The organism is Mycoplasma imitans ATCC 51306, assembly GCF_000518305.1.
In the GTDB taxonomy this organism is placed as follows: Bacteria; Bacillota_I; Bacilli_A; order Mycoplasmatales; family Mycoplasmoidaceae; genus Mycoplasmoides; species Mycoplasmoides imitans.
The window spans coordinates 1-17220 of sequence record NZ_JADI01000016.1; the positions used below are offsets into that span (position 1 = coordinate 1).

The 17220-nt window shown below is 31.7% G+C and carries 17 protein-coding genes and 1 rRNA gene; 14 read left to right on the top strand and 4 right to left on the bottom strand.

The window, feature by feature from the left end:
• Nucleotides 1–217 precede the first annotated feature (217 nt).
• Genes rpmG through P690_RS03995 form a run of 4 tightly spaced genes read left to right on the top strand, consistent with a single transcriptional unit; the run spans nucleotide 218 to nucleotide 2197 of the window.
• Nucleotides 218–364 (top strand): 50S ribosomal protein L33, encoded by a 147-nt coding sequence (gene rpmG, locus P690_RS04265; RefSeq protein ID WP_084318523.1) that lies wholly within the window; start codon nucleotides 218–220, stop codon nucleotides 362–364.
• A gap of 16 nt (nucleotides 365–380) precedes the next feature.
• Nucleotides 381–755 (top strand): preprotein translocase subunit SecE, encoded by a 375-nt coding sequence (gene secE / locus P690_RS0102200; protein ID WP_027122159.1) that lies wholly within the window; start codon nucleotides 381–383, stop codon nucleotides 753–755.
• 20 nt (nucleotides 756–775) lie between these two features.
• Complete coding sequence (gene nusG, locus P690_RS0102205; protein WP_027122160.1) at nucleotides 776–1579, top strand: transcription termination/antitermination protein NusG; 804 nt, start codon at nucleotides 776–778, stop codon at nucleotides 1577–1579.
• A 24-nt stretch (nucleotides 1580–1603) separates the two neighbouring features.
• A complete protein-coding gene (locus P690_RS03995; RefSeq protein WP_084318526.1) occupies nucleotides 1604–2197 on the top strand; it encodes a hypothetical protein in 594 nt (197 codons plus the stop codon).
• A 49-nt stretch (nucleotides 2198–2246) separates the two neighbouring features.
• Here P690_RS03995 and P690_RS0102215 read toward each other — a convergent pair whose 3' ends face one another.
• From P690_RS0102215 to mnmG, 3 genes are read right to left on the bottom strand one after another with little or no spacing between them, the layout of a single operon-like run.
• The gene (locus P690_RS0102215; protein ID WP_245576670.1) at nucleotides 2247–2975 is read right to left on the bottom strand and encodes an AAA family ATPase; all 729 of its coding nucleotides are present in this window, start codon (nucleotides 2973–2975) and stop codon (nucleotides 2247–2249) included.
• Nucleotides 2962–3690, bottom strand: a complete 729-nt coding sequence (rsmG, locus tag P690_RS0102220) for a 16S rRNA (guanine(527)-N(7))-methyltransferase RsmG (RefSeq protein WP_027122162.1) — start codon at nucleotides 3688–3690, stop codon at nucleotides 2962–2964. Before rsmG ends, P690_RS0102215 begins: the two co-directional genes overlap by 14 nt.
• A complete protein-coding gene (gene mnmG, locus P690_RS0102225) occupies nucleotides 3683–5518 on the bottom strand; it encodes a tRNA uridine-5-carboxymethylaminomethyl(34) synthesis enzyme MnmG (protein WP_027122163.1) in 1836 nt (611 codons plus the stop codon). Before mnmG ends, rsmG begins: the two co-directional genes overlap by 8 nt.
• Before the next feature lie 328 nt (nucleotides 5519–5846).
• Between mnmG and P690_RS0102230 the strand changes: the two genes are divergently transcribed.
• The gene (locus tag P690_RS0102230) at nucleotides 5847–7424 is read left to right on the top strand and encodes an MFS transporter (RefSeq protein ID WP_027122164.1); all 1578 of its coding nucleotides are present in this window, start codon (nucleotides 5847–5849) and stop codon (nucleotides 7422–7424) included.
• A gap of 61 nt (nucleotides 7425–7485) precedes the next feature.
• On the opposite strand, the gene def is transcribed toward P690_RS0102230, so the two are convergent.
• The gene (gene def / locus P690_RS0102235; protein ID WP_027122165.1) at nucleotides 7486–8076 is read right to left on the bottom strand and encodes a peptide deformylase; all 591 of its coding nucleotides are present in this window, start codon (nucleotides 8074–8076) and stop codon (nucleotides 7486–7488) included.
• Nucleotides 8077–8167: 91 nt separating this feature from the next.
• Between def and gmk the strand changes: the two genes are divergently transcribed.
• The 9 genes from gmk to P690_RS0102280 form a co-directional block, all read left to right on the top strand.
• A complete protein-coding gene (gene gmk, locus P690_RS0102240; protein ID WP_036459560.1) occupies nucleotides 8168–8740 on the top strand; it encodes a guanylate kinase in 573 nt (190 codons plus the stop codon).
• Nucleotides 8740–9534 (top strand): PP2C family serine/threonine-protein phosphatase, encoded by a 795-nt coding sequence (locus tag P690_RS0102245; RefSeq protein ID WP_027122167.1) that lies wholly within the window; start codon nucleotides 8740–8742, stop codon nucleotides 9532–9534. The genes gmk and P690_RS0102245 overlap by 1 nt, the downstream gene beginning before the upstream one ends.
• Entirely contained in the window at nucleotides 9527–10792 is a 1266-nt protein-coding gene (locus tag P690_RS0102250; RefSeq protein ID WP_027122168.1) for a serine/threonine protein kinase, read from the top strand. The genes P690_RS0102245 and P690_RS0102250 overlap by 8 nt, the downstream gene beginning before the upstream one ends.
• The gene (gene rsgA / locus P690_RS0102255) at nucleotides 10792–11616 is read left to right on the top strand and encodes a ribosome small subunit-dependent GTPase A (protein WP_027122169.1); all 825 of its coding nucleotides are present in this window, start codon (nucleotides 10792–10794) and stop codon (nucleotides 11614–11616) included. Before P690_RS0102250 ends, rsgA begins: the two co-directional genes overlap by 1 nt.
• Before the next feature lie 30 nt (nucleotides 11617–11646).
• On the top strand, nucleotides 11647–12933 hold the full coding sequence (locus P690_RS0102260; RefSeq protein ID WP_027122170.1) for a glucose-6-phosphate isomerase: 1287 nt from the start codon (nucleotides 11647–11649) through the stop codon (nucleotides 12931–12933).
• Nucleotides 12933–13583: a ribulose-phosphate 3-epimerase gene (locus tag P690_RS0102265; protein ID WP_027122171.1), complete on the top strand. Its 651-nt coding sequence runs from the start codon at nucleotides 12933–12935 to the stop codon at nucleotides 13581–13583. The genes P690_RS0102260 and P690_RS0102265 overlap by 1 nt, the downstream gene beginning before the upstream one ends.
• A gap of 131 nt (nucleotides 13584–13714) precedes the next feature.
• Nucleotides 13715–15874: a type I DNA topoisomerase gene (gene topA, locus P690_RS0102270; RefSeq protein ID WP_027122172.1), complete on the top strand. Its 2160-nt coding sequence runs from the start codon at nucleotides 13715–13717 to the stop codon at nucleotides 15872–15874.
• 53 nt (nucleotides 15875–15927) lie between these two features.
• The gene (trxA, locus tag P690_RS0102275) at nucleotides 15928–16230 is read left to right on the top strand and encodes a thioredoxin (protein ID WP_027122173.1); all 303 of its coding nucleotides are present in this window, start codon (nucleotides 15928–15930) and stop codon (nucleotides 16228–16230) included.
• A 156-nt stretch (nucleotides 16231–16386) separates the two neighbouring features.
• A 16S ribosomal RNA gene (locus tag P690_RS0102280) occupies nucleotides 16387–17220 on the top strand; the annotation flags it as partial.

A 17220-nucleotide genomic window follows, 5' to 3' on the forward strand; every position in this document is an offset into this window, starting at 1 on the left:
ATAGAATATATGAAGAGTTAATGGATGTATTTCCGAACTTACTTAAGAAAAACTAGAAGTTCGAAAAAATCCAGATTACACAAAATTAGCTTCGTTCCCTAATGAAAAGCATATATTCAAAAATTGATTTAAAATAATATCAACGAACAATATAATTAATTGATATATAATAATGATAAGTGCTTTTTATAAAAGCATTTTTTTAATATCTGCCATAATGCGTAAAAAGATTATTTTGATTTGCGAACAATGCTTGAATCGTAATTACACAACGACAAGATCTAAACTTGAAACAACAAGATTAGTTCTTAATAAATATTGTTCTAGTTGTAATCAAAAAACCGTACACAAAGAATCGCACTAATTAATAGGGTAAGATTATGGATAACAAGAATAAAAATATTAATCTAAGAAAAAATCCTAAGGTAATTCTTGAAAGTTATCAAGACGATAACATTAAAAAAGAACAACAAAAAATTAAAGAACAAGCTTTAGAAGAAAAGAAGCTTAAAGAAGAAAGAGAAGAGCAAGAATACCGCGAGCAACGTTTAAAAGAGAAAAATAGCAAGGGTAGTGTTGGTCTGCGCTTGAAACGTTGATGATTTGGGATGGAAAAAGAATCAAGACGTATCTCTTGATGTACCCCTAAAATGTTGATTACCAACTTTTTAATCGTAATTGCGATTGTGGCTTTTTTAACAGTGTTACTATTTGGGATTGACCAAATCTTTAATGCAATCGGCATTTTAAAATAATTGAGCAAGATATATAAAATATGAGTAAGAAATCAACTGCGCAATGATACATTGCGACAACGACTAATGGAAACGAAGATTCTGTTATTAAGAATTTAAAAGCTAAGATTAGTGCGCTTAATTTTGAAGATCAAATCTTAGACTGTAAAGTAATTAAATTTAGAAGTGTAGAAGAAACTATCTTTGATAGCAATAATCCGACCCATAATATCCCAGCAACAATGCGTAATAGCACTTACATTAAGTGAGTTACGATTGATAATGGTGTTTATAAGAAATATAAGATTACCGATACGAACAAATACCCGGGTTATATCTACATCAAGATGGAGATGAATGAAGCAGCTTGATTTGCAGTAAGAAACACTGTTAACATTACTGGGATTGTAGGTTCATCTGGTAAGGGTGCTAAACCAATTCCGATCTCTTCTTCAGAAGAATTAGATCTATTAAACGGGGAATCATTTGATCCAAATTACCGCATTGTGGTAACGCCTAATGCAATCATAGAAATGGATCGTAATTTATTCAACGAACGAGGTGAATTAATTATTGATGAGAATGGATCTAAAACGATCTTTCATAAGAAAAAGTCTGATTCAGCTGATAAATATGGTGATATAGCAACCGAAAAAGAACAAGTAGAAAACTCTATCGAGTTCAAGGTTGGTCATATGGTTGATATCAACTCTGGTGACTACTCAGGTTTAAGTGGTCAGATTTCTAAAATCATTGATAATAATGAATATATTGTTGATGTGCAAATTCTGGGTAAACTAGTTAGTGTTAAACTTAATAAAAAACAGATTAAACTATCTGTTTAATAATAAATATGCACAACTTTCCATATGGGAATTAATGATACAAAATTTGATATAGCTTCAAGAAAAATTAAGAACTTAAGAAGAAGAACAAAGTTTTTACTATCTTATTCTTTAATTTGAATTATCTTGAACGTAATTTTAATATTTGCCGTGGTGATTGCTTTGGTTCAGTACCAACAAAAAATGTTAGATTTTAAAAAAAGCACAGTAACCGAAGAAGTAGTTAAGAATCAAAAGTTATTCTTTATTATTGCGATTATTTTGTTATGTACGATTAACGTCATCTTATTTTTAGTTAAAGTGATCTTTACTAATCTTGCGTTTAGAAAAAATAAAGAGCTAGAAGAATTTTATGAAGACACTTTTACTCGCTCAAATAAAATGCTAAGAATTGGTGGGTATTTTCCGTTCATTGGCTTGTTTGCTTACTTTAGCATTCTTATAAAAGCAAATAAGATTTGGGTGGAATTACAAACTGACTTGGTTAATAAGAAAGATGAGATCAAGATCAACGAAACTGAAGCTAAACAAGAGAAGAAACCAGCTCCAGTTAAAAAACCATCTGCTACACCTATAAAAAAACCAGAACAAAAAGCTAAAGAAATAGTTGAAACCTAAGCTAAATCCGAATAAAAAATTAGATTCGATAACCGAATCTAATTTTTATTTATTTGCTATCTAAAATGTATTTTTTAATTGGTTTGCACAATTTATCTACTCTAGTAAAGTTGTAAGCATGATCAATTCTGTTACGCATTGCTCGCGAACTGTCGATTTGATAATCAAAAACAAAATCACCGTAAATGTATTTTAGGTTTTCTATAAACTTATGGTGATCAACCATGAAACGATTAAATTGAATTGGTAATAGTTTGATATGTTCTTTTTTGGGAACTACTGTTAAAAATGAATTGATATCAAGATGGTTTTTCTCTTCTTCATAACGCTTAACGTTGATTGTGTAGAAGCAATGATCGCTTAACTTGATAATCGTGTTATGAACTGGTTTGTCTTTATAATTCAGATCGATTACTACATAGTGATAACGTTCTGATTTAATATCTTTGAAAAGTTTGTTAACGATCCTAGCTTGTTGCTTATCGGTTGCATTCTTAAATAACTTAACCAAATCAGCATCAATATTAAGCATATCGAATGGATAAAAAGAATAAAAATGCCTGATTGCTCTTTCTAGAATAATCTTTTCTAAAATGTAGTCCTTAGCTAGTTCTGCATCATCATCAAAACTAGGCAAGGCGTTATATTTGTTATCAAATCCTAAATATAGAACTTTATAACCTTCGGTAACTAATGAAATCACTAAACCTATCGCAGTGGAAGTTTTAGCAGAATGTTTGATTGTAGAAGTTACTGTAATAAACCTAGTATTTTGCATCATCAATGAGTTCTTTTTTAATTTTGCTTCATTCTCTAGGATATTTGTTCGAAGCTCTAGCTTTTTTATTATAAAAAACATTAACTAAAAAATAGTCATTAAATTGATATTCGTAACGATTATTGAAACCCAAGCCTAATTCATTTAAGTATTTATTTGCAAAATCAATTTCTTGTTGATAGCCTTTTGATTTGAAATGAATTATCTTTCCGTTTAGTTTTAATAGTTGGGTGCCAAGTTCGTTTAATACAGCAATTTTTGACACAGCTTGAGAAAACACAAAATCAAAACGTTCTTTGTTTTTATCTAAAAACGCTTTATCTTCAACTCTTGAATTTATCCCCTCAACCCTAGTTAAATTTAACTTTTTAATAGTTTCTTTAATAAAACTAATTTTCTTTGCATTTGAATCCAATAGACAAACGTCAAGATTTTGATAAAGAATCTTCATTATTAAACCAGGAATTCCAGCACCAGTTCCAAGATCGATAACACTTAGAGATTGATTATTAAAAAACTCATTTAAGCTTCTAGCAATTAAAATGCTTTTAACTCCCAACATCTCTGCAATCAACTCTCTGGTTTTATAACCAGTCAAATTAAATAATTGATTATTTACATAAATTTCTTCTAAAAACAAAGTAATTTCTTGAACTTGTTTTTCGGTTAATGAAATTTGATATTTGTCTAAAGAATTTTTTAAGATATTAAGCATTTTGTTCTAAGTGAGTTTTCAAAGAAATAATATCAGATAAGTTAATTCCACTAATGCGTTGAGCTTGTGCTAAATTAAGAGGCTTAATTTTATTCAATTTGTCAATTGCTTCAATTGATAAATTTTGCACTTTATCATAAGCAATATCTTGCGGAATTTTAATTGTTTCCAAGTTTTTTAAAGAGTTAACAATTCTGTTTTCTTTTTTAATATAACCTTCATATTTTACGGTAATTTCGATATTTTTTAATAACTCAAAATCAAAATCTCTGTAATCAAATTTAATTAAATTTAACAGATCAACTAATTTAATTTCTGGACGTTTTAAAAATTCATAAAGTGAAAAATTTGTATTGTTAGTTTGTGCTCTTAGTTCTGCGAACATACCAACTTTTTTCTCGTTTAAAAACTCGATTAATTTTTGTTTTTTATTTTGATTTTCATTATACAAATCAAGCTGTTCTTTAGAAATAGTACCTATTTCGTAACCTTTTTTAATCAATCTGTCCAAAGCGTTATCATTTCTTAGGAGTAATCTATATTCTGCTCGAGATGTTAATAAACGATAAGGATCAGTAATACCTTTTGTAACTATATCATCAATCATTACACCGATATATGCTTCATCTCTAGATAAGATTAACGGTTCTTTATTTTTGATCTTTTGATTAGCATTTATACCAGCTATAAGCCCTTGTCCTGCAGCCTCTTCGTAACCGCTGGTTCCGTTAATTTGTCCGGCAAAAAAGAGATTTTTTACCAATTTAGATTCTAAAGATGGATATAGTTGTGTAGGGTTTAATGCATCGTATTCAATAGCATATCCATACTTAATAACTTCAGCATTCTCTAATCCAGGTAAAAGATGAATAATTTTATCTTGTACAGATGCATCTAAAGAAGTTGAAAAACCACTTAGATATACTGTGTCAAGTTCTAAAGATTCGGGCTCAATGAAAATCTGATGTCTTGGCTTATTCGAAAATCTAACAATTTTATCTTCAATACTTGGACAATATCTAGGCCCCACACCAGTAATATTCCCAGAATACATAGCTGATAAGTGTAAATTATCGTTAATTATCTTGTGAATTTCGTCAGTTGTATGAATTAAATAACAAGGCAACTCGTAATCTATGTATTTATTTTTTGATCAATGAGAAAAATATAATTCTGTTCCATTGCCTGGTTCTAATTGCAAGTTTGAATAATTAATTGAATCCTTTTTAATGCGTGGTGGTGTGCCGGTTTTTAACCTTACCATTTCGAAACCAATTTTCTTAAATCATTCAGATAAATTATTAGAATTTTTGAAACCTTCTGGACCTTCGTTTTTAACGTTTTTACCGCTAAATGTTAATGATTTTAAATAAGTTCCAGTAGTAATTACAACAGCATCAGCTTCGATTTTTTTTGCACCGTCAACTATGACTCCCTTGGCTGTATCACCCTCTCTAATTACTTCGGTTACTTCACCCTCTACCAGTTCAATATTTTTATTTTTTTCAATTTGTTTCAAGAACCATCTTTTGTAATGAACCTTATCAATTTGAAATCTTAAACATTGAACTCCTGGTCCTTTAGATGAGTTCAAAATTTTTCTTTGAAGTGCTGTGCTATCTGCTGCTAGTGCTTGAATTCCGCCAAGAGCATCAATCTCTCTTGTAACAATTCCTTTAGCAGGTCCACCTACAGAAGGATTACATGGACAGTTACCCACGTATTTTTTATCTAAAACACAAAGGTAAACCTTATTATTCAGCTTTGAAAGAATAAATGCTGCTTCTAAGCCAGCATGTCCTGCTCCTACTACGATAAATTTATTCATGAATGACTAGATTAAATAAAATTTAGATTTTTATTAATAAAAATAGCTTAATGTTTTTTAAGAAAATTAACAATATATTTTATAAATGATAAAATATATAAGTTTAATATTTCTATGTTAAGGAATACTGACCATTAAAATATTAAGCGCTTAGATTTAAATCGTTTTGATTAATTATTGTTTATATTTATAAGTATAGAATTGTTTTCGCAATATTATATTTATATATATAAAAAGAAATAGGTTAAAATTCGAAACGCTTTTATTAACTAATTACGTCGTAAGCAAGACTTGATTAGAAAGCTAATTTAATGATTAAAATTTAAATATGAAACTTAGTTTAAAATCAGGATTGACGCGTGAGCAGAAACTTGAAAAGATTAGCAAACTAACTGATAAAGAATTATTTATTACTTGGATAATTATTTTATTTGGGTATTTCTTGTTTGTTGTTAACTGGTTTTTAATCGACCAAGTTGCTGGTAACTTTAGCTACAATCCGAATGCTGACACTAACCTTACATGAGCTGGTTGGTCTCAGTCGTTCTTCTTCAAGAATCCTGGTTCTATTGCCACAGCAGCAACTAACTGAACAATTACTTTCTTCCGTGGTATTGGTTCATTTCTTGCTGGTTGATTCATTGGTAGACTAGGTCACAGAAAAACAGTTCTAACAATGATGGGATTAATGGCATTGTCATTCCCGTTCATCGTTGTTGCATATCCATTTGGTGGTAATAACGCACTTGTTTTATCAAACAGTCAAATCTTTTATGAAAAACAAGGTGACCTTATTAGCGGTGGAAGCTTAACTAAATTAACAGCTTTAGGTTACAGCTTATTCATTATCTTTAGAACTTTATTATCTGTTGGTGGAACTGCTTTAATTAGTTACACTCAACCTGTTATTGCAAAATTTTCTACAATGAAAACAAAGACAACACTAAGTGTTATTAACCCATTCGGATTTAACATTGGTGCAGCTTTCTCATTAGGTCTATTTACATATAGTACGACTATTAAAATGGAAGCCGCTAAGAGCTGATACATTGTTTGTGCTGCTTTCATTTTAATTATTTTTGCAACATTCATCCTATACTTCATTTTTGGTAAAGAAACAGTTCTACCAAAAGAAAAACATACAAAGATGGAGCCCGAGGTCACAATCGTGTCTACGCTCAAGAACAAGAATGTGATCAAAATGTGTCTAATGTATGGTGCGTGATCAGTAGCCGCAGTTTGAATCCTAACTGATACATATTCTAATTCTGTGGTTGGTACATCTCCATATAATGAAGGCGGAAAATTATTCTGAGTAGGTAATACATCTAAGATTGCGTTCGTATTAGGTCTAGTAGCTGGTCTATTTGTGATAGCTCCTTTTGGTAAGACAAGATATGATCGAAGTCGATTCTTGATGACGCAATACTCATTAGGTATGTTCTTTGTTGTTGTTGCCTTCGTATTAGGTTTTGTTGGTGCAAACAAAAATATAGGTCTAGCAATCGGTGAAATCATTGCTTCATTTTTAGCAGGAATATTCTTATGAGGTCTACAAGGTGTGTTCTTATTAATTCCTCACGAATTCAAAGGAGCTTCACCTTCTAAAGTGGGTACACAATCCGGTGTTATCTGAGGTGTAGGTTACATGCTATATACTGTATCAGACATCCTATTATCTGTAATTGTTCAATCACCTTCATTTGCAAATAAGAGTTATGCTGGTTCAATAAACCCAGCTACCATCACCGCATTTGTGGTTTATGTAATAATTTCAATGGTATTCGTAGTAATCGCTTTAGTACTACCTAAATCAGGACGTATTGTAAATGGCGAATGAGTTCCATTAAATGATAAATGACCATTCATGTCATACAACTTCTACAAAGGTGATATCTTTAAATAATATATAACTAATAAAACAAAAAAAGGATTAACATTATCGTTAATCCTTTTTCTATACATAATTACTTACATTCATCACAAGGTCTTTGTTCGATGCAAACCCACTCATCTTTCTTATGAAAAGGTTTCATCATATTGATTGAATCATAATAGAACTTACCTTCTAAATGATCCATTTCGTGTTGCAAACACATTGCTAATAAACCGTGTGCGCTGATTTCGACTTCTTTTTGAGTTAAATAGTCAAACCCTTTTAACTTAACCTTTTCAGAGCGAATTACATAACCATCCTTATCTTTGGGAACTGATAAACAACCCTCGCCAATACTTAAATAAGCTTTATTGATACTTTTATCAACTCATTCTGGATTAATAAGTAGATATCGGTGTTCTTTTTCGCAAAAATCGGTAAAATGAATGTAAAACATTCTCTGATTTAAACCTAATTGGTTAGCCGCAATCCCGATTCCTGGGCGGATGTCATACTTATCAGCATTATCATCAAAACTTTCATCAACATAAGCTAACATCTTATCGATTGTTTCAAGCACTTCTTGACTTAAAGGGAACTTTACTTCTTTGCACACTTCGCGCATCTTGGGATTGTCATCAGTTACTAATCAATCACTAGTTGGTTTTAGTTTACTTTTCATTTTATTAATGTTCTTATCAAATATAAATATTAAAATATTAAAAAGTAAAATTAATAATAACGACTACCATTATCGGTAGTATATATCTATTATGAGTAATAAGCAGGGTTTAATTATCTTAATATCAGGTCCAAGTGGAGTTGGTAAAGGAACGATAGTTAGTAGGCTTTTGGCTGATGACCAATTAAAACTAAACGTATCAATTTCAGCTACTACTAGAAAAAAAAGAGAAGCTGAAATCGAAGGGGTTCATTATTTTTTTAAAACTAAAGAAGAGTTTCAAAAAATGATTGATAATAACGAGCTATTAGAATATGCAAGTTATGTTAATAACTATTACGGAACACCGCTTTCATTTGTTGAACAGATTCTTAATAAGAATCAAAATCTGATCTTAGAGATTGAATACCAAGGAGTAATGCAAGTACTAAAAAGGGATTTTCGCACATTAAGTATCTTTGTGACTCCACCTTCTAGAGAAGAGTTGATTGCGCGTTTAAAAAAACGCGGAACTGAAACCGAAGAAACAATTAAACACCGCTTAGAACAAGCAATTCAAGAATATGCTCATAAGGATCATTATGATCATACGATCATTAATAATGATCTAGATAAAACGGTCAAACACATTAAAAATTTAATTCGTAAGTATAGTCAACAATAATGAAAAAATTATATGCAAGCTCAACTCACGTAGGAATCGTTCGTGAAGAAAATCAGGATGCTGTATTTGTAGGTACTAATCAATATCACAATATCATCGCGTTGGTTTGTGATGGTCTAGGTGGATACAAAGGTGGTGCGATTGCAAGCAATCTTACCCGCGATCTGATTCGTGATCAGTTTTTATCAACCAACTTCAATTCACTTAGTGATGAAAAGATGGAAGATTGGTTTAAAAAGGTCTTACTTAAATGCAAGAAGCAGATTGCTAAATATATTGAAAATCACGATAAACAGTTCCAAAAAGAACATGACAATGCTTCATTAAAACAAATGGCAACTACGATTGTGTTGTCAATCATTGCTAATGAAAAGATCTACACTTTCTGAGTAGGTGACTCTCGCGCTTATTTAATTGGCAAAGATAAAAGTGTTAGTCAGATCACTAACGATCACAACCTATATAATTACTTAAAGAAGATTAATGCTTCTGCAGTTACGTTCAAAGCTAATGAAAAAGAACTATTAGCATTAACTAATATCGTATCTAGAGATACGCAAAAGGTCGAGTTTGACACTTCATTTGACTACATTAATAAAAGTGATGAATACCTTTTATTATCATCTGATGGGTTTTATAACTTTGTTATGCCAGAACAGTTCCATAATTTGTTAAGTATCACTAATGATATGCAAAAAGTGGCTGATAATCTAGTGCAAAACGGGATGAACGCAATGTCTAATGATAACTTAAGTGTTGTTGTGGTTAAACTAACCGAGGTTATTAATGGCTAATAGCAACCAAGCAAACAATAACAAGAAAAACAAATCAAGTGCTGAAGGTTATTTAATGGTTAATGACAAACTGTTCAATCAGTATGTCATTATGAATAAACTAACCACAGGAGGAATGGATTCAGTTATCTATACTGCTAGAAACATCATGGCAGATCAGAAGAAACTGAACGATTCTAAAAAGAGTGTTGTGGTTGTTAAAATCATTAAAAGAAACGAAAAAGACAATGACGATAAATGAGCTAAATTACGTCAAGAGTTAATTACCTCTTCACGAATTAGCCATCCGAATCTGATTACTACTTATGATACTGCTGATAATGATCTTTTGTTTGAAAGAAACAACCGTTTAATTCGAATTAAAGATATTGTTGTGATCGTAATGGAGTATGTTCAAGGAACAACACTACGTAACCACATCATTAGCAAAGGTAATCTATCAGTTAAAGAAGCTTTGTACTATTTTCGTAAGATGGTCGAAGGGATTCAAAAACTACATAACTATTCGCACAAGATTATTCATCGGGATTTAAAACCCGAAAATTTGATGCTGTCAAAAGATTATCGCGAACTAAAAATTATTGACTTTGGGATTTCGACTTCAATTAGCACAGATGCAGTGCTTAAAGTTTTAACAAATGAAAAAGCATTATACGGAACACACGAGTATATGTGTCCAGATGCGTTATTAAAAGAACCTGTTTTAGACGAAAATAATAAACCTGTTATTAATCCCAAAACAAATACACCATTAATGCGTTGAAAAGCGCCAACAGTGCAATATGATTTTTATTCATTTGGTGTGATCTTATTCGAGATGCTGACAGGTCAAAAACCTTTTAATAAAAAGGTTGATGATAAGAAATTAGAGCGACCACAAGACATTATTAATTTACCTAATAAGTTTGACGTACCGTTGATGAAAGCGATGGGGTTTGATGTACCAAATTCAGTTGAAAATATTGTGTTTAGGTGCATGGCATCAAAAAAAGAAGATCGTAAGTATCGTTATCAATCTTGCGAAGAGATTTTAGCTGACCTTGATCGTGTTGATAAAGAACAAGAGTTGATTAAACCGCTTGAGAAACGAGTGTTACAAAAAGATCGTCAATTCATGCCAACTGAAATTGCGGTTGATAAAGAGCCGATGATTTTTAAGTACTGAATGTTTTGAACAATTACGGCTTTAGTAATTGTTATTTTGTTATTAACAGTAGGGCTGGTTATCTTTAATTTTGCGGGTTTACCTAAAAAATAATGATTGCAAGAATTCTAAGTATTAATGCCAACGATCTTTTTTGTGAAGTTAATAATGAATTTAAAAAACTTCACGCACCAGGGAAATGAAAACATCAAAAGATCAATTTAGCACCAAACGATTTATTAGAACTCAACGATCAAAATGAAGTCGTTAAGTTGGTTGATCGTAAGAATTATTTGCAGCGTCCAAAGGTAGCAAATCTTGATCATGTTGTTTTAGTTTTTTCGATTAAAGATCCGCAATTAAACTTAAAACAATTGTTCAAGTTTATGGTTTATTTTGAATCACATTTACGATTCAAACCACTAATTGCTTTTTCTAAGTTAGATCTAGATTATGATCAAAAAGAGTTTGATCAGATCGTTAATGCACTTGAACAAATGAGCTATCAAGTTTTCAAATTGAACGAGCCAAATCATTTTGATCGATTAAAAAAGATTTTATCGAATAAAGTGACGATTTTTTGTGGTCACAGTGGTGTTGGTAAATCAACCTTGATTAAAAGATTGGATAGCTCACTTGATATCTGAACTCAAGAAATATCAACTAAATTAAAACGAGGAAAAAACACAACAACAGCAACCAAACTTTACAAGTTTTTAAATGGTTATATTGTGGATTCTCCTGGGTTTTCCATCTTTGATCTAAACTTAACTAAAGAACAACTTAGTTGAGGGTTAATTGAGTTTGCTCAATACCAAACTAAATGTAAATTTAACGACTGTTTGCATCTTGAGAATAGTATCGATTGTTATGTAAAAAAAGAGATTAATTCATTAATCTATGAAATATATTTAAGTTTGATAAAGTCCTTAATTTAAAATAAATGAAAAGAACTACAGGTAGCTATTATGATTAAATTAACCTTCAACCTTATTAAAGATTTAGACTATAAAAAATTAGATAAAAAGTACCAATCTAAACTAGATGAAATCTTTAATCAATTAAAAAATAAAAAGACGCCAAGCGCTAATATGTTAGGTTGGATTGATTACGTTTATCAAGACCAAACTAAGATTTACAAAACTATTGATGCTAAGATTGCTGAATGAGATAAACTAAATGTTTCAGATGTTGTTGTAATTGGGATTGGTGGATCGTTTACAGGAATTAAGGCAATTTTAGATGTGGTTGCATATTTACCTAGTGAACAAAAACGCAAGATTCATTTCATTCGCAGTTTAAGTGAAAATGCATTTTTAAAGGTATTTGAAGATGTTAAGGATAAAAACTGAGGTGTTGTGGTGATTTCAAAATCAGGAACAACTCTTGAACCTTCAGTTGGATTTAAATTATTCAGAGAAGCTTTATATAAACAATACGGTGATCAAGCACAAAAACGCATTGTAGCAATTACTGATCCTAAAAAAGGTGTGTTACACGATATTGCAGTTAAAAATAAATATGAAATGTTGCCAATTTATTCAGACATTGGAGGAAGATTTTCAACGATCACGCCAAGCGGATTATTAATTGCAGGATTAGTAGGAGCTGATTATAAGCAATTAATTCTAGGAGCAAAACAGGCTAAGGCTGATCTATTTGCTTCAAGCGAATTAAAGAAAAACTCTGCTTACACTTACGCAGCACTTAGACATTATCTTTACACCGAAATGAAAAAAGATGTAGAGATTGCAGTAACCTATGAAGAACAACACGAATACTTAATGTTACAACACCGACAACTATTTGGTGAAAGTGAAGGTAAATCGCTTAACTCATTATTCCCAACATACTCTGTGTTTACAACCGATTTACACTCAATGGGACAACTTTATCAAGATGGTAAGAAGATCTTCTTTGAAACTGTATTCTCATTTGAAAAAGCTAATACTAATAAACTAAAATTAAAAGATTCTCAGTTTGGTAATGATGATCAACTAGATTACTTAAGTAAGAAATCTGTAAACAAGCTGAATTATGTTGCATGTGAAGCAACCAAGCAAGCTCATGCTTCAGCAGGTGTTCCAATTATTGAGATTGATGTAAAACAAAACGATGCTTATGGTTTTGGTTATCTTTACTTCTGATTATGCGTAGCAACTTCAGTATCAGCACTACTATTAGGACACGACCCTTACAATCAACCTGGTGTTGAAGACTACAAACAAAGAATGTTCAAATTACTTAAAGCATAATGAGCGATCTATTGTTTTCAATCTTGCCATTGCTTAATGATTATGATCAAAATAAACTAGCAAGTTACAAGCAATTAGGCCTTAATAAGATCCATTATGATGTGATGGATGAGTTTGTCAACAACAAGGCGTTTGATGAACGCTATGTTGATAGTTTAAAAGATTTAGGTTATCAAATTAATGTTCATCTAATGGTAAATAAGATTGCTAATCACATTTTAGTCTATGCTAAGACTAAATGTGATCAAATTAGCTTTCATGTTGAGCCGCTTGCTAATAATAAGCAGATCATCAATAAGTATTTAGCCTATATTAAAACGCACAATAAAAAAGCTGGTTTGGCTTTCAAATTTAGCACTGACGTTAATGAATATTTAGAACAGATTAAGTTGGTTGATTATGTAACTTTAATGTCAGTTGAACCAGGTGCTGGTGGACAAGCATTCGACCCATTAGTTTATCGCAATATTGCTAAACTAATTAAATTTAATCCTAACCTTCAGATTGAAATCGATGGTGGTATTACATTAGAAAAAGCTTGCGAACTTAAAGGTTTAGTATCAGGCTTTGTATCTGGTTCTTATTTTTATAAGCTATCAGATCAACAAAAGCAAGAGATGCTTGAAAAGATCAGAAGTTTTACTAAATAATTTTCAACCTTTTAACAAAAACTTACATAGGTTTATATATGCATATATATAAATGAAGGTAATTAGTTGCTTAATTGTTTTTAAGATTAAAATAATTAAAGCGATAGTAACAATAATATTAAGGATAATCCATGACGAATCATAGCTCAAAAATTTTAGTGATCGAGTCACCAAACAAGGTTAAGACTATCAAGAAGTATTTAAGTGATGACTATGAGATTGTAGCAACAGTTGGTCATATTCGCGATTTACCCAAATACACATTAGGGTTTAATACCGAAGATTTTATTCCTAAGTGAGAGATCATTCAGGATAAAAAAACAACTAAAGGTTTTAGTGCAGCTAAAAAAACTAAAACGCCTAAAAAATTTACAAAGAACAAAAAAGATATCATCGATGAATTAGTTGATAAGGCTAATAAAGCTGATGAAATCTATTTAGCAACCGACCCTGACCGTGAAGGTGAGGCAATCTCTTGACATGTTTATGAAGTACTGAAAGAGAAGGGTGTTGATGTTGATAAGTGCAAAAGAATTATCTTTAATGAGATTAGTGAAAAGGCCGTAAAAAATGCGATTGCTAATCCAAGAGAAATTCAAAAAGATTGAGTAAGTTCGCAAGTTACAAGAAGAAGACTTGATCGTTTAATTGGTTTTAAATTATCAAGTTTAATGAAATCTAAGATCAATGCTGATTCTGCTGGTAGAGTACAATCAATCGCATTAAAGTTTATTACTGAACGTGAAGAATTAATCAACAAGTTTGTTCCAAGATATTGATGAACACTAGATGTGGTGCTAACTGATGGCACTGAATTAATGCTTCGTAAAGTCGATGAAAAAATTAAGAGCAAGTTGTCATTCAAAGAACTTGAAGAAGTAAGTGGGATCGATTTTAATTCAAATGAAGACGCGGAAATTGTTAAACAACATTTAACTGACAAATATCGTGTTTATGCGATTGATAAGCCCAAGTTAAAAAGTTCTTATCCAAAAGATGTTTATAAAACATCAACTTTACAACAAGATGCGATCAACAAATTAAAGTGAAGATCAATGAAGATTACTTCAGTAGCCCAAGAGCTATATGAAGGGGTTAATATTGATGACGAACAAATCGCATTAATTTCTTATCCAAGAACTGATAGCACTCGTCTTAGTCCAGAGTATGGTAAGACCGTTTTAGATTTTGTTCAAAAAACATATGGTGAGCAATATTTAGCAAGTGATTCTCAACTAAATAGCGAATCTAAATCTACTAAAAAACAAAAAGCTAAGGTGCAAGATGCCCACGAGGCAATTCATCCAATTGATATTACAATCACTCCAGAATCTGTTAAAAACAAAATTAGTAGTGATCAGTATAGTTTATACAAATTAATCTGAACAAGAACTGTAGCGCACTATATGGCAGCTGCTGTTTATGAACTTGTTAACATTCGTTTTATCAACAATAACAACAAGTTTTACGCCGTTAATAATAGCTTAAAATTTGATGGTTACAAAAAGATCTATACGCACTATGATGATAAAGATCATCTAAGAAAATTAGATCTAAACCATTTTGTTATCGGTAAAGAGTTTGATGCTAAAGATGTATTAATCAACGAACACCAAACCAAGCCACCAGCAAGATTTACCCAAGCAACTTTAATTGAGGCTCTTGAAACTGAAGGGATTGGTCGACCAAGTACTTATTCAACAATTTTAGATATTGTACTTAAGCGTAACTATGCCGAACTAATGAATGGTCGGTATTATAAGACAACCGATTTAGGTGAAAAATTAGCGTCTGAACTAGATAAAAATTTTCCAACAATTATTAATAAAGAATTTACCAAAAACATGGAAACAACATTAGATGAGATCGCTCTAGGATCTGTTGATGATGTTAGTTATCTTAAAGCTTTTTGGAACGATTTCTCTGAAGTTCTAAACGAAGCTAAAACCAATATCGTTAAAAAAGTAGAATACATTGAAGGTAAATCTTGTCCTAACTGTAGTTCACCTTTAGTTAAACGTGAAGGTCGTTACGGTCCGTTTGTAGGTTGTTCAAATTTCCCTAAATGTAAGTTTATTGAAAAAACAGAAAAAAAACCAAAAGAGATTATCTATGAAGAAGGTGTGGAGTGCGAACTATGTCACGCTAAACTTGTTCGTAGAGTTTCAAGAAAAAAAGGTCGAAACAAAGATAGCGTCTTTTTAGGTTGTTCAAATTTCCCTAAGTGTAAGTACACTAGAAATTTAGAATCTGAAAAAGATGAAACAATTCGAGATTCAACAATAATTTAGCTTTTAAATTATTATTATAAGTAGATATACAAATCTGTTTATTAATAATAAGAATGAAATACATAAATAATATAGCTGAATTAGATCAATTATTAAGTAGCAACAAAAAAGTCGTTGTTGATTTTTATGCTGACTGATGTCCGCCTTGTAAACTATTAGGACCGATCTTTGAAGAAGTTTCTCAAGAAAAAACTGATTGAACCTTTGTTAAGGTAGATGTTGATAAGGCAAATGAATTATCAGCTAAATACGAAATTAGATCAATTCCAACTGTTATCTTTTTTGTAGATGGAAAGATAACTAATACAACAAACGGCTTTATGCCAAAAAATCAATTAAAAGAATTATTGAAATAAATTTTTTTTTCAAATTAATTTTTTTGTGTTATTATATTTGAGGTTATCACCACAAAACGTTGATTAAATTATCAGTAGATTATTCTAATCAACCTAAAAATATTAAAAAATGGTGATAACACCAAATGCTTCTTGAAAACTGAATAGAATCTGTCATTTTCTGAGAGTTTGATCCTGGCTCAGGATTAACGCTGGCGGCATGCCTAATACATGCAAGTCGATCGGATGTAGCAATACATTAGAGGCGAACGGGTGAGTAACACGTATCCAATCTGCCTTATAGTGGGGGATAACTAGTCGAAAGATTAGCTAATACCGCATAACAAGTTACCTATCGCATGAGAATAACTTTAAAGAAGCAACTGCTTCGCTATAAGATGAGGGTGCGGCATATCAGCTAGTTGGTGAGGGTAATGGCCCACCAAGGCGATGACGTGTAGTTATGCTGAGAGGTAGAATAACCACAATGGGACTGAGACACGGCCCATACTCCTACGGGAGGCAGCAGTAGGGAATTTTTCACAATGGACGAAAGTCTGATGGAGCAATGCCGCGTGAACGATGAAGGTCTTTTTAGATTGTAAAGTTCTTTTATTTGGGAAGAACAGTTAGTAGAGTGGAAAGCTACTAATTTGACTGTACCATTTGAATAAGTAACGACTAACTATGTGCCAGCAGTCGCGGTAATACATAGGTTGCAAGCGTTATCCGGATTTATTGGGCGTAAAACAAGCGCAGGCGGATTAGAAAGTCTGGTGTTAAAAGCAATTGCTTAACGATTGTATGCATTGGAAACTTCTAGTCTAGAGTTTGGTAGAGAGTCCTGGAACTCCATGTGGAGCGGTGAAATGCGTAGATATATGGAAGAACACCAGAGGCGAAGGCGAGGACTTGGGCCAATACTGACGCTTAGGCTTGAAAGTGTGGGGAGCAAATAGGATTAGATACCCTAGTAGTCCACACTGTAAACGATGGATGTTAAGTGTCGGA